Origin of the sequence: Altericista sp. CCNU0014 (assembly GCF_044923475.1) — a bacterium.
GTDB lineage: Bacteria > Cyanobacteriota > Cyanobacteriia > Thermosynechococcales > Thermosynechococcaceae > JAAURS01.
Genome location: NZ_CP137338.1, coordinates 257,504 through 270,751 on the forward strand (window position 1 = coordinate 257,504; position 13,248 = coordinate 270,751).

9 protein-coding genes are annotated in these 13,248 nt (G+C 52.3%); 5 read left to right on the forward strand and 4 right to left on the reverse strand.

Annotated elements, in window-relative coordinates:
• Nucleotides 1-8 precede the first annotated feature (8 nt).
• The 3 genes from R6H26_RS01330 to R6H26_RS01340 all read right to left on the reverse strand — a co-directional run bounded on the left by R6H26_RS01330 (nucleotide 9) and on the right by R6H26_RS01340 (nucleotide 5,414).
• On the reverse strand, nucleotides 9-2,123 hold the full coding sequence (locus tag R6H26_RS01330; protein WP_404787660.1) for a response regulator: 2,115 nt from the start codon (nucleotides 2,121-2,123) through the stop codon (nucleotides 9-11).
• A 381-nt stretch (nucleotides 2,124-2,504) separates the two neighbouring features.
• Nucleotides 2,505-3,710, reverse strand: a complete 1,206-nt coding sequence (locus R6H26_RS01335) for a glycosyltransferase family 4 protein (protein ID WP_404787661.1) — start codon at nucleotides 3,708-3,710, stop codon at nucleotides 2,505-2,507.
• 462 nt (nucleotides 3,711-4,172) lie between these two features.
• Nucleotides 4,173-5,414 (reverse strand): glycosyltransferase family 4 protein, encoded by a 1,242-nt coding sequence (locus tag R6H26_RS01340; protein ID WP_404787662.1) that lies wholly within the window; start codon nucleotides 5,412-5,414, stop codon nucleotides 4,173-4,175.
• Between the two features lie 110 nt (nucleotides 5,415-5,524).
• Here R6H26_RS01340 and xseA point away from each other — a divergent pair, with 110 nt between their 5' ends.
• The 4 genes from xseA to R6H26_RS01360 all read left to right on the forward strand — a co-directional run bounded on the left by xseA (nucleotide 5,525) and on the right by R6H26_RS01360 (nucleotide 9,690).
• Entirely contained in the window at nucleotides 5,525-6,757 is a 1,233-nt protein-coding gene (gene xseA / locus R6H26_RS01345; protein ID WP_404787663.1) for an exodeoxyribonuclease VII large subunit, read from the forward strand.
• A gap of 54 nt (nucleotides 6,758-6,811) precedes the next feature.
• Nucleotides 6,812-7,060: an exodeoxyribonuclease VII small subunit gene (gene xseB / locus R6H26_RS01350; RefSeq protein ID WP_404787665.1), complete on the forward strand. Its 249-nt coding sequence runs from the start codon at nucleotides 6,812-6,814 to the stop codon at nucleotides 7,058-7,060.
• A gap of 813 nt (nucleotides 7,061-7,873) precedes the next feature.
• A complete protein-coding gene (locus R6H26_RS01355) occupies nucleotides 7,874-9,316 on the forward strand; it encodes an MFS transporter (protein WP_404787667.1) in 1,443 nt (480 codons plus the stop codon).
• 23 nt (nucleotides 9,317-9,339) lie between these two features.
• Nucleotides 9,340-9,690 carry a translation initiation factor gene (locus tag R6H26_RS01360; RefSeq protein WP_404787668.1) on the forward strand — a complete coding sequence of 117 codons (351 nt, stop codon included), beginning with the start codon at nucleotides 9,340-9,342 and terminating at the stop codon, nucleotides 9,688-9,690.
• A gap of 4 nt (nucleotides 9,691-9,694) precedes the next feature.
• Here R6H26_RS01360 and R6H26_RS01365 read toward each other — a convergent pair whose 3' ends face one another.
• Nucleotides 9,695-11,968: an ATP-binding protein gene (locus tag R6H26_RS01365; RefSeq protein WP_404787670.1), complete on the reverse strand. Its 2,274-nt coding sequence runs from the start codon at nucleotides 11,966-11,968 to the stop codon at nucleotides 9,695-9,697.
• Nucleotides 11,969-12,329: 361 nt separating this feature from the next.
• Between R6H26_RS01365 and R6H26_RS01370 the strand changes: the two genes are divergently transcribed.
• Nucleotides 12,330-13,244 carry a PhoH family protein gene (locus R6H26_RS01370; protein WP_404791171.1) on the forward strand — a complete coding sequence of 305 codons (915 nt, stop codon included), beginning with the start codon at nucleotides 12,330-12,332 and terminating at the stop codon, nucleotides 13,242-13,244.
• The last annotated feature ends 4 nt before the right edge of the window (nucleotides 13,245-13,248 follow it).

Genomic DNA, 13,248 nt, shown 5'->3' on the forward strand with positions numbered 1-13,248 from the left:
AATAGCTCTTATTCCTGCCCGGGGAGCGAGGGGTATACGGCATTCGGGCGAAGCTGAGGGCTGGGGAGCGGGTCAGATAAGCCGGACGATCGTTCTTTGCGCAGCCGCAGCCAACGGCGATCGCGCCACCACAGGGCAGCTAAACCCATCGATAAAAGGACAGAGGCTAGAAAAGTCCCCATCAAAATCGGGACGACCTTAGGAGAACTCGGCAGCTTCGGCAGGTTCGGCTTACTGCGCACCGTGACCTGTGGGTAGGCATTGGAAGAGCTAGAATTCGTCAGGTCTAATTTTCCAAGGGTTGAGGTGAAAATTGCCTCAGCAATTTGAACGTCTCTCTCTAAATTGACCAATACTGATTTTTTGTTCGAAAGTCCCGTCATCATGCCCTCAAGCTGCTGAATTTGCCGATCTAACGCTTGAGCTTGTCCCTTTAGGCCCTCTTCTCGTCCCTTTAGGGTAATGATTTGTTGAAACATCCCGCTCCGTTGAGACTCAGAGCTAATCCCATTGCTGACATTGATTTGCTTGAGCGTGGCATCATTGACCTCGCGGCCTAAAAGCTGCTTCCCTCTATTGAGCAATCTTTGACGGGCAGATTGATTTTCTTCAATGGTTTCGATCACTTTAGGGTGAGTCGGTGAAAAAGAAGATTCTAGGGCGCTTAGAGCCGCACTGGTTCTGCTATAACCCAATAAATACTGTTGAAAGACGGCATCCGACTGAAGCACAAATGCATCGGCAGCCTGTTGGGGGGAAAGACCTAAACTGCCGGAAAGTTGGCGAAGCTGATTGCCTGATTCCTCCGATTGTCCGAGCGTTTCAGACTTTTGACGGCGTAAGGACTCGATATTGACCGACAGGTCTCGCAGTTGCTCGCCGGAGTCTAACCCCGACCGAACTTTATAATCTGAGAGTTTTTGCTGGGCTACTTTCAATCGTTCTGATGCTAAATCTAGAGAAGATTTAAGACTTTGGCTTTTTTGCGATATCTCCTGCTTGCGGAGAGCGCTCAATTTGCGCTCAAATGCATCTTGAAAGGCGATCGCCTTTTGCCGTGCCTCTCTGGGGCTAGATCCGTTCACGGCAATCTTAATCAAGGTCGTATTGGGAACGACATCGACGCGAGGTTTCCCAAACTCCTCCGGTCGTTCTTTGGTAACGTCTGCCGCAAAAGCAAGCACCTCTGGCCCTTCTAGCAAATCCTTATAGTTGGTGCGAGGGTCGGCGACCATGAAGTTACTGTAAGGCGAGTCGCTGTTTTGGGCTGCGCGCCCCACCCCTGGCACTTCTAGAAACGCATCGGAACGAGATGCAGGCAAATCCAGGGTCCATGCACTGGTATAGACCGGACGTTTGAGCTTTAGGGCGGCGATCGAAAAAGTCCACAGGCAGATATTCAGGATCGCTCCCAAGATGATATAGCGCTTCCATCGATCTTTCTCTGAAGCATCTCGTTCCTCGGCTTTAACAGATTCTGAGCCATAGATTGCCAGGGAAGATTTGGGTTGGGAGGGTCTGTAATGGCCGTTCAAGCTCGATTTCTGCTCAGAATGAGACAATGGCAGTTCTCTTGCATGGGAATTGGCAATGCGCCGAGAAACAGGCTCCTGACTCAATTGCCGGTCGCTCGTATCAGAGATTGAGATGAGCTCGTTAACTTCGTGGATCTCGCGGGTTCCATAGCCATTCCCATGGGGTAGGAAATCTTCCTTAGAAGAAATCACCTTATCTAAAAGCCCAGGCCCGTACTGAGGATAGCCGAGCTGCACAAAGCGTACTGCTGCCCGCAGTTCCTGAGGCGGCGTATTTTTTAATAAATACCCCAAAGCCCCCGCATGGGTAGACTTAGCAATGAGAGCCTCATCGTCATGCATGCTGAGAACCAGCACTTTTACATCTGCAAATTTCTGGCTGATAATTTGAGTCGCGCTGACTCCATCCAAACCGGGCATTTCCATGTCAATGAGCACCACGTCTGGATTGAGATAACTCACCTGCTCGATGGCCGTATGCCCGTCGCTGGCCGTTCCAACCACTTGGAGGTCTGGAGCCGACTCCAGAATCATTTTGAGACTTTCACGGATAGATTTCTGGTCGTCGACCAACAGGATACGAATCATGGGTTAATCCTTCTAAAGGCACTTGGAATGGCGGCAAGATTTGTACCTTTCCAAGGCACCAAGCCTTACTATACGACCATGTTCCACAGACACCATAGAAAAAAATGTTTTAAAGGATTCTAGCGTTTATGGGGTGCTACCGCATTGCCGGAAATTGCAACTAACTTGCAAAATCAGGCTATTGGCCGTTTGAGAGATTTATTTTATCTACTATATCCTGTTGTATTTTTTCGGCAAGTTTATCGTTCATTTAAGCTTAGTCGTTTGACGGTACTCCGTTGCACTAGCTTGGAAGGCCGGCGCTATCGCCTGTTCGCACAGGAGCATCCCACTTTGGCAAATACACTCTGTTATGAAATTTCAGTCGAACTCCAAAAATGCCTATTCACGAGGATCGGACAGAATCTTGATTTTTTGGTCGAGCCTCAATATTGATGTTTTTTCCAAAGTGGGATGCTCCCCCCATTCGCACAAAGATTCGTAGAGCCGAATGGTTTCAGTGGAAACGCGGTTCCAGTTGTAATTCAACAAAATTTCCTTCTTTGCTTTTTCGGCCATCATTTGCATTTGGTGGGGGTGGCACAGCGCCCAATTCAGGCAATCCCGCAATGCAATCGGATCGCCCTTCTTAAATAACAAGCCCTTATCTGTTTGGAGCAATTCTTGATGCGGTTTTATGTCGCTTGCAATCACGGGAATATTTTCGCGCATGGCTTCCAGTAACGCCAGAGGAGACCCCTCCAAATTGGAAGGAAGGGTAAATGCCCCCGCCCCGCGCATGACCTCGGCAAGGCGAGCGCCTCTCAATTCTCCGGCAAAAATAATGTTGCGGTTGGTGGCTGCTAATCGGTAGAGTTTAGCCGTAAATAAATCTGCAGCAGCATGACCGCCAACCAAAATCAATTTCCAATCTTTGGCCTGGATCGATTGAAACGCCTCAATTAAGAGATCGGGACATTTTTCAGGCACGAGGCGACCTAAAAAGATAATATATTTCCCTGGTTCGGCCCCCAGCGATCGGACAAAAGGGAAGTCTGGATCGGATGCTGCATAGCCTGCTGGGGCATTGGGAATGAAGGTCGTAGATCGACCGTAGGTTTTAGCAAAGTAATTTTGAAGGTCTGCCGAGACCACTGTAATTTCGTGGGCAAACCGAACCGAAGCCTTTTCTCCGAGCCGAATCAATCGGCCCGATAGTTTTCCCCATTTTTCGCGCTGCCAATCTAAACCGTGACAGGTTACGACGATTTTTGACTCCGTGGCTAGACGAGGAAGGAGACTAAATAAACCGGGCCCGAGCGCGTGAAAGTGGACTACATCGTAAACGGGTCTGACGGTCAGCAGCGATGCAACTGCCGATGAGACCAGCGTATCGATTCCGTTGACGCCAAAACTCGGTAACGTCCTAACATTAACGCCCCGAAACTCATGGCGATTGAACCATGGAAAACCTGTATAAGTGGATTGAGCAAAGAGATCCACTGAATGACCTTTTTCTACAACCCTAGGAAATACTTCTGCACAGTAGTGCTCGATTCCTCCTTGCCTGGGCGGCAAGCCTTTAGCACCAATTACTGCAATTCTCATTAAGTTAATATACTCGTTTGAATGTGAGCCTAGGACCCCCCCTAATGTCAGATTCAGAGCATCAGATTATAACTGTATGCATCTATGTTTGTATGTATTCACGTAATTTCCTCTCTCATAATACTTTTTTTGATAAAAGTTGTTCTAAAAATCAAAGATAAAAGTAGGTTGTGGGAATTTTAAGCAAACTTGGTGACAAGAATGAGATTGAAGCCGCTGTCTAAAACGCAAGGACTTTCTGCAAAATATATCTACTCGAAATCCTAGCTTAGCCCTGAAGGAATTGCCAAGCCTATTGTCAAGATTAGATATCTATACAGCCATTTAATGTTATTTTTAACCCGATAGGGCGAATTAAATATTTTTAATGCGCTCATCTTATAGCACTGGTTTGTCAGTATTGGCATAAGTTTAAGGACTCAATCGATCTAGTCGTTAACAATAATTGGCGCTTTTCTCATTTCAGTACGGTGGCGAGGAGAATATTTTCGCAGATTGCATCCATCTTGCATACATACTTTCATAGATTTGGCCCAAAACCGTCCGAACGGCAAAAGGACCTGCGGTGTCCAGACAGGCTTGGGTTGGAAACTGCTCGGGACGATCGAGAACCTTGTGGATGGCTGCTGCGATCGCCTGAGGTGCGCGCTCTTGACACACCACTCCGCTCCCCGGCATCAAGAATCTAGGGGTTTCTCCGCAATTGGTCGTCACAACGGGGGTCCCTGAAGCAAGGGCCTCTAGGACCACAAGGGGAAGGCCTTCGTAGGCGCTGGTTAGGACTACCGCGCTAGACAGCCGATGGAGTGCGGCCAAGTCTCGCAGCGCGACTGCACCCAATAGGGAAACCGATGTCGTTAAATTCAGCGTTTGAATCTCCTCCCGAATCGATTCCATGAGTTCGCCTTGTCCGGCAATGAGAAGATGAACGGGAGCGTTTTGTTCCGCAAGCGGTTGGAGGGCGGCCATGGCCCGCACCAGCAGCAGCGGATCTTTTTGAGGGTGCAGCCGACCCGCAAATAGAATGAAGCGGGTGTTGGGGGGCAAGCCTGTTTGAGACGCATATCGTTGGCGTTGCTCTTCTTTATCAGAAGAAGAGAGGGGATAAAACACTTCGTTATCGACCGTGTTGCGAACCAACTGAATGCGGTCGGCCCATTGAGGGTACTGGCGTCGATACAGGTCGATGGAATCGGAATTACAGGATAAAATTTGCTGAAATTGCTCGAGCAAATTTCGCTCTAAGGCAAAGTAAACGTTGGGAAAGCGCCGCCAGAGAATGGCATTTTTACTGGCCGAAGCGTTGTTAATTTGCTGGTGAATGTCGTTGTGAATAAATAACGTTTTTTCCCCAGACCAGTGCCGCGTCATTAAGGTGGGTTCGAGGCGATGAAAGTGCATGAAGTCTGAGGCGAGATTTTTTCCCCTGAGCGCTAAAGTATAGCGGACTGAAGTGGGGACGATTTTGCGGACGTTATCGTCTTGGGCATCGAAGAGGGGCATGAATTGGAGCGATCGCCCTTCTAGTTCGCTATCGTGCCAATGACCTAGGGTCTGTTTTGGGTCGACCCCCGTCCCGACAAGGCGCAGGTCGAACTCAGGGGGAGCGTATTTAATATAGGAGCGGATGAGGGTTTGAATACCGCCAATAGTAGACCGCCAAGGGTTGAATTGATAAAAAATGGTTAAAATTGGCTTGCGCACTGCCGATTGCAACTCCTGGTCTTTAGAATAGATTGAGTCTGAGGGAAAAGCGTCTTACCAGAGCAGATCTGCTGCTGTCGATCTGTTATTTTGCGGCATGGAGCGTTGTGATGGATTACTTGCCAAATCTTCTCATGCCGCCTGCGGTTTTGTCTGTGGGCGGCCTTACCGGTTACATTCAATCCCTGCTAGAGCAAGACGAGCAGTTAGTGCAGGTTTGGTTGACAGGGGAGGTTTCCAGCGCCAACCGTTACCGCAGTGGATTGTTTTTTACGCTGCGAGACCCCGATGAGGAGGCGACGTTACAGTGCGTCGTCTGGAGTGCCTCGCTTGAAAAGCTGGTCGTGGTGCCGGAACCAGGCGAGCAAGTCATTGTTTTAGGACGGATTCGCCTCTATCCCCAGCGCGGGCAGTATCAACTTGCAGTTTGGCAGGTGCTCTCGGCGGGAGAGGGGCTGCGGGCGCTGCGATATCAGCAAATGCGCGATCGCCTGGCCGCAGAGGGCGTCTTCGACCCCGAGCGCAAACGGCCCATTCCCGTCCATCCTCAAGCGATTGGCGTTGTGACGTCCCCTCAGGCAGCGGCTTGGGGAGATATCCAGCGGACTTTGAAGTCACGCTACCCTGGACTGCGGGTGCTGTTTTCGCCTAGTTTGGTCCAGGGCGATCGCGCGCCTGAATCGATCGCGCAGGCGCTCGCTTGGCTGGAGGCTGACGGACGAGCCGAGGCGATTATTTTGGCGCGGGGCGGCGGCGCTTCTGAAGATCTCGCTTGTTTTAATGACGAGCGCGTCGTGCGGGCGATCGCCACCTGCCGAATCCCGATCGTTTCCGGTATCGGACACCAGCGCGATGAAACGTTGGCCGATCTCGCCGCAGACTGCTGTGCCCATACGCCGACCGCTGCCGCGACCGTAGCGGTGCCCTGCCTTGAGGACCTGCAAGCGCTCCATTTCGAGCGCCGCGCTCGGTTGTTCGCTCGGGTCGAATCGAGGGCTGTAGAATCGCAGAAAGCGTTGCAGCGCCTCGAGACGAGGCTCCAGCGCATCCACCCCGAGCGCAGGGTGCAGCAAGAATTGAGCGCGATTTCTAGCTACCGCCATCGGTTGTTGCAGGCAGCCAGTTATCGACTGCGATCGCAACAGCAGCACCAGCAATTTCTCCAGGAAAAGCTGGCAACGCTGGATCCCCGCGCAGTACTGCGACGCGGCTATGCGATCGCCCGGACCCTGGATGGTACGATTGCGCGCAAGGCAACCGACTTGAGCCGCGACCAAACCTTCTCGCTCCAGCTCGGCGACGGCTCAGTCCGCGCGAAGGTCCTTGACTTATCTGAAGATTGACTGACCGGAGCTTCCGCAACCCTACCCGCGATCGTGGCCCTACCCTCAAAACCGATGCCCAAAAAGTCCGAACCCCAACCCCAACCCTCCCAACGCCCCGACCATTGGCACTACGAAACCAGCGTGGCTGAAATTGAAACCATCATCAGCCGTATTGAATCGGGGGAGCTAGAGCTTGAAGATGTATTCGAGCAGTTTGCCCGAGCCGTCGAGTCCCTGGGGCAATGCGAAGCCTTTTTGACGGAGAGACAGTCTCAAATCGAGCTGCTCATCGAAACCTTGGGAGATTTGCCCAGTTCCTGAGCACGGCTTGACGCGCGAGCTCAGAGGCGGTTGGAAAAGGTTCAGAGTCACTACACTCGCCCCCCTAGCCCCCCAATTCTGGGGGGAAATAAACCTAGTTTTCGGAAATGACTCTAGTTTTCAGCATTCTCCCCCCAGAATTGGGGGGCGGGGGGGCTAATGCAAAGACGAACGAGGTTTTTAAAACAGCCTCGTGACATACTCCCGACGCTGATGCTACACATACAGTGCGGGCTTCTCGGCTCATGTACCACCACTGAAGGAGTACCGCACTTTGAGAAGTTCCTACATCTTCCGGTCTTTCCTGGATCGCGAGAGACTTACAATCCCCGTTCAGAGCCCCGTCCGCAGGCAATTTGTTTATAGTCCACGAGATAGACCTCCCGCCGACTTTATGAATATTGATTTGAGCTTTCCTTTCTTCCTTGCGTTGGCGCGTCACCATTACGTTTTCGAGGGTGATATTTTTCTCGACACACAAAAGGAGGGGTGGAAAAACCTTGTAATTAGTTGGTGTTCCTCAATCTTACACTTTTGGCGATTCGTCGCCAACCCCGCTCACTGTTTGAGCGCTGGTCAAAATTGTTCGGGGGTTGAACTCCTCATCGCCCTGCCTTTCATCCCGTCGCTCAATCGAAGCGATTAGAGCGCGGGACTTCCCGCCGAACAGTTAAAATCAAAGCTTATCTTTCTGCGTCATTCCCGTTTACGTCCGAAGATTTGCCGGATAATGAATCCTCAAGACGCATCGAGATCGCGGACAGTCCGTCTGCGACACGACCCGATGCAGTGGATCCTTTGCCTAACTTGCCCATGACATCCTCCCCTCCCGCCCGTCCGCCCGCAGATCCAAAGCTAAACTTCGGCACCAAGTTGGCCTTCGGTGCGGGGGATGCGGGTTCTGCCATTACGGCAAACTTGCTCATTTTTTACCTGTCTCCCTTTTTGACCGACGTGGCAGGGTTGAGCCCCGGTATGGCAGCCCAAACCCAGCTTATCGGCAAATTTTGGGATGCTGTCAACGATCCCGTGATGGGAGTAGTGAGCGATCGCACCGCCTTCGGCAAATGGGGGCGGCGCTATCCTTGGATGTTGATTGGAGGGATTCCCCTAGGGCTGTTTTTCTTTTTGCAGTGGATCGTGCCCCACTTTAGCAGCGATGCCGCGACCAACCAGTGGGGGCTGTTCTGGTACTACACCCTCATTTCAATTCTGTTCAATACCGCCTTCACAATGGTCAACTTACCCTACACGGCCCTTACGCCGGAGCTGACCCAGGACTACGACGAGCGCACCCAGCTCAACAGCTTTCGGTTTTTGTTTTCCATCGGCGGTAGCATTGTTTCTATTATTATTTTCGACTTTATTATCAAGCAGATTTTTGCCGATCCGGCGCAGCAGTATCTCGCCATGGGAATCGTGCTGGGGCTGTTAGCTGCGGTGCCCATTTATTGGTGCGTTTGGGGCACCCGCAAGCGCGAACGCGAGATGGCCGCGCGCCACCCCAATGAAGATGTGGCCGTATCCATGCCTTTAATCCAGCAACTCAAAATCGTTGCGAGCAATAAGCCCTTCCTATACGTCGTCGGTATTTATCTCTGTTCCTGGTTTAGCGTTCAGCTCACGGCAACCATCATTCCCTATTACCTGAGAAGCTGGATGTTAACTCCCCAAGCAACGGGAGTCGTCATTCTGGCCGTGCAGGGAACTGCCATGGCAATGCTGTTGGTGTGGAGCAAGCTCAGCGATCGCTATGGAAAACAGGCCGTTTACTTTATGGGTATGGGCCTGTGGGTCATCGCCCAATTCGGGTTGTTCTTTTTGCAGCCCGGTCAGGTGGGGTTGATGTACTTTATGGCCATGTTGGCTGGATTTGGGGTATCGGTCGCCTATCTCATTCCCTGGTCCATGCTGCCGGATGTGATCGAACTCGATGAACTCAACACAGGCCAGCGGCGGGAGGGCATTTTCTATAGTTTTATCGTCTTTTTGCAAAAAATTTGCTTGGGGATAGCCGTTGCCTTGGTTTTGGCCTGTTTGGGCTGGGCGGGTTACGTTAAACCCACAGATGCCATTCCCATTCCCGTACAGCCCGATGCCGTGCTGTGGGTGATTCGATTGGCGATCGGTCCCTTACCGACCCTTGCCTTGATCGCGGGGTTAATCATGGCCTACTTTTATCCCATTACCCGCGAAGTCCACGCTGAAATTTTGCTGAAGCTAGCCGAGCGTAAGAATAATCGTCAAGGGGCGTAACCGCTCCCGCACTTCCGCATGAGATGACCGCCATGAAAAAACCGAAATCCAACCCCTTAGAGCGCCCCGCTTATCTAGAATTTGGGGCAGAGTCTGCGAACCCCTCCCCAGCGCGTCCCGAACTACCGCCTCCCCAGCAGCAACTTAAGGTGGAAGCATCTCGGAAGGGACGCAAGGGTAAAACCGTCACGGTTGCGAGCGGGTTTCAGAGTTCTGCCGCCACCCTTGATGCACTGGCCAAACAGCTTAAAAATCAATGCGGATCTGGGGGGGCCGTCAAGGACAATACCATTGAAATCCAGGGCGACCATCGCCAGAAAGTGCAGCAGATTTTACTGGAGCTGGGCTACAAGGCCAAACTGAGTGGCGGCTAGACGCTCAGTTTGAGCTGACTTCCGAAAGCTCTGTTTCATTGGCTAGCAGCATGTCCATTTTATGAACCAAATGCTCTGGGTTTAAGGGTTTTGTCAAGAACGTATCGGCCCCAGCCGAGAGATAGGGTAGCGGATCGTTGAGGGCAGGTTTTGGCGCTAGGGCAATAATCCGCATGGCGCGATCTGCGCTGAGTTGCCGGAACTGCTGAATTAGCTTCAGCCCGTTGCCCTGAGGTCGATCGACGCTGATGATGGCCGCAGCGGGTTGCAAAAACTTGATCTGTTGCAGAGCCGTGGAGTCCTCGACAATCCAAACGACATGATAGCCAGCAGCGGTTAGCATCTCGCAGATCAGCGTCGCGCTGTCTTCGTTGTCTTCAATCAGGATGACCCGCGCGTTGAGCTCGTTGGCATAGCGCGATCGCACGAGGTCTTCGTTTTGATGTAAAAGTTTCTGATTGGGAATTTCGACAGTAAACGTAGAGCCTTGGCCTTCCACGGAACTCACTTCAATCCAGCCCCGGTGCATATCAACTAATTGCTTGGCCAGCGCTAGGCCCAACCCAGCTCCGTCGTAAGAACGTCGGTAGGAGGTGTCTAATTGCTGAAATTTTTGAAACAGTAATGACTGCTGAGCGGAGGAAATGCCAATACCGCTGTCTTCGATCTGGAAAATGGCAGCATTGGGTTCGACCCAGACCCGCAGGGTGACTTCCCCTTCGGCGGGCGTAAATTTAATCGCATTCGACATTAAATTAAAGAGAATCTGCTTCACGCGCCGCGCGTCTGCTACAAATCGATCGCGCTGGGGCACGATCTTAAGGTTGAGTCTGAGTTGAATATCGCTCTTTTCAGCAGCTTCGCGCAGCATCTGGACGCTCTGCTGGGCCAAGCCAGTCAAGGAAAATTCGCTGAGGTTCAGGACTGCCTTACCGGATTCGGCCTGGGAAAAATCTAAGATGTCGTTAATGAGTTCCAGCAAATGCTCGCCGCTGTCGTGGATGGTTTGGAGGTAGCTACGCTGTTTGTCGTTGAGAGGTCCCAGCGACCAGCGAATCAGCGTGGCGGACATCCCGATGACGCAGGTCAGCGGGGTGCGAAGCTCGTGGCTCATGGTGGCTAAAAACTCGCCCTTGACGCGGTTCGCCACTTGGGTTTCGGCTAGGGCTGCGCTGAGTTCCTGGGTGCGTTGGGCGACCTGTTCTTCTAAGGTTTGCTTTTGACCCTGGAGCTGTTGGTAAAGCTCGGCTTGGTGAATAGCGATCGCCAGATGGTCTGTCATCTGGTCCAAAAATTCAATTTCGCGCGGGGTCCACGTATGGACTTGGCCGCAGTTGTGGGCGATCAGCAGGCCCCAAAGCCGATCTTGTACCAACAGCGGTGCTACAAACTGCGCCCGCACGGCATGGTCTTGGTAGAGCAGTGCCACGGGTCCGTCTAACAAATCCGTCGCACGAGCAACCATGGTCGTTGCTGTCCGCTCTCCCTTGCCGTAGGCCTGATACAATTCCGCTGTCGCAGCCCACTGGTGCTGGAGATTGGCCTTTCCCAAGGGCGAAATTGCAGCGCTGGCACAGGATTCATAGGCAATCTTCCCGCTCCGGGCCTTAAGCGAGGTGGCCGAGCGTTTTGATGCATTGCTTTTGGGCGCATCGAACTGATAGATCAAAAGCCGATCCACGGAGAGGCATTCTCGAATTTTATGGACGGCAGTCTGTAAAATGACTGGCAGCTCTAGACTTTGGCGAATTTGACGCGTAACTTGGTTAATTAACTGCTCTTGTTGGACCTGTTGGTGAAGGGCTGCATCCACGAGAGGGCGACAGGCGACGGCAGAGGGGAGCTGTTCTGCGGTAGGTTGTGGCTGTCCCATCAGGCCGCACAATTGCTGGATGAGTCTCTCGTAGACAGAGGCTGCCCCAGGACGTTGGGGGGAGATCGAGAGGGCTTTGGTTAACTGCGCCTTAAGCGTAGGGTGCTTGGCGACTTGAGCGCGCAGCTTTTTGAGGAAGGCTGCAATAGATTCTGGGTCGAAGGTGAGCGAGGAAGCTGCAACGCCATCTTCAGTGGTTTCGGCCTGCAGGAGCGCGCGAAACTCTGCCGCTACCACGACAAAAAAAGGCGACACGGCTACGCCAGCCGTTGTAAAGGCATCTTCTGTTAAAGTCACTCCATCTCGAGCAACCCCTTCGGCGAGATTTAAGAGTGCCGGCTTGAGGTGCTCGAACTCGCAAGGCACTCGAATGTGCGCGAGGGTATTGGAGAGTTGAGTTGTCATCAGCAGAACCCTCCATAGATATGTCGATCGAGCAAAACCATAGCCCCTTTTCCCCTCATCACTGTCCCTTATTTTCGTTAGTCATGCGAAGGGAAAACGGATCTCATAAGATCGCAATACAATCTTAATTTTGGCAACTGACTCTGTTCTATCGCAAATTTTGGGCAACTTTGTAGAATCTACTAGATCCTTTAACGGTTCGAACGGGCTTAGATGGATGGTACCTGTCGGTTCGCAGGCTATTGTGTCATCCTAAACACACGGGGCTGCAGATTTTTCAATTGTTCCTCATCTTTTTATAATCCTTTAATCTTCCGTGCAAGACACCATCATCATCGAGCTGCCCAATCCCCAAAGTGCGATGTCTCTGGCGGGCGAGCAGGAGTCCAATCTTAAAACCTTAGCCAAACACACCGGGGCGCGGCTGGTATTGCGCGGTCAGGAACTCAGCATTTTTGGCACGACTGCCCAGACGAATCTCGCCCGCGAGATGATCCATCTGCTCCAAAACTTTTGGCAGGAAGGACGCGCGATTTCGGATGTGGATATTTTGGCGGTGCGTCATGCCCTGAATACCGATCGCACTGAAGAATGGCGATCGCTCCAGGATGATGTGTTGGTCAAAACGCGGCGAGGAGAGGCCATCCGTGCCAGAACCTTCCGCCAGCGCCAGTACATCCAAGCCATTCGCAGCCACGCCATTACCTTCGGCCTGGGTCCGGCGGGAACCGGAAAAACCTTTTTGGCTGCTTTGATTGCAGTGCAAGCTCTACTGGACAACGAGTACGAGCGCCTCATTTTGACCCGTCCCGCTGTGGAAGCTGGAGAAAAGCTCGGCTTTCTGCCGGGGGATTTGCAGCAAAAAATCGACCCTTACCTGCGGCCCCTCTACGATGCGCTTTACGAACTGATCGACCCGGAACGCATTGCCGCGCTGATGGAGCGGGGCGTAATTGAAGTCGCGCCCTTGGCCTACATGCGAGGACGTACCCTCAACAATGCCTTTGTGATTTTGGACGAGGCCCAAAACACGACGCCCGCTCAGATGAAGATGATGCTGACGCGGATTGGGATGAAGTCCCGTCTGGTGGTGACGGGAGATGTGACCCAGACCGACCTGCCGTCTCATCAGGTATCGGGACTGACGATCGCCCGTAAGATCCTAGAGCCAGTTGAAGGGATTGCCTTCTGCCATCTCTCGAAGGGGGATATTGTGCGCCATCCCCTGGTGGAAAAAATTATTGAGGCGTACGAACGCTATGAGGGAGATTCATAACCTC

What these genes read in the sequence shown, in the direction of transcription:
- R6H26_RS01330 (WP_404787660.1), bottom strand. Translation starts at nt 2,123, where the DNA reads ATGATTCGTATCCTGTTGGTCGACGACCAGAAATCTATCCGTGAAAGT.
- R6H26_RS01370 (WP_404791171.1), top strand. Translation starts at nt 12,330, where the DNA reads ATGTCTCTGGCGGGCGAGCAGGAGTCCAATCTTAAAACCTTAGCCAAA.
- R6H26_RS01355 (WP_404787667.1), top strand. Translation starts at nt 7,874, where the DNA reads ATGACATCCTCCCCTCCCGCCCGTCCGCCCGCAGATCCAAAGCTAAAC.
- R6H26_RS01360 (WP_404787668.1), top strand. Translation starts at nt 9,340, where the DNA reads ATGACCGCCATGAAAAAACCGAAATCCAACCCCTTAGAGCGCCCCGCT.
- R6H26_RS01365 (WP_404787670.1), bottom strand. Translation starts at nt 11,968, where the DNA reads ATGACAACTCAACTCTCCAATACCCTCGCGCACATTCGAGTGCCTTGC.
- xseB (WP_404787665.1), top strand. Translation starts at nt 6,812, where the DNA reads ATGCCCAAAAAGTCCGAACCCCAACCCCAACCCTCCCAACGCCCCGAC.
- R6H26_RS01335 (WP_404787661.1), bottom strand. Translation starts at nt 3,710, where the DNA reads ATGAGAATTGCAGTAATTGGTGCTAAAGGCTTGCCGCCCAGGCAAGGA.
- xseA (WP_404787663.1), top strand. Translation starts at nt 5,525, where the DNA reads ATGGATTACTTGCCAAATCTTCTCATGCCGCCTGCGGTTTTGTCTGTG.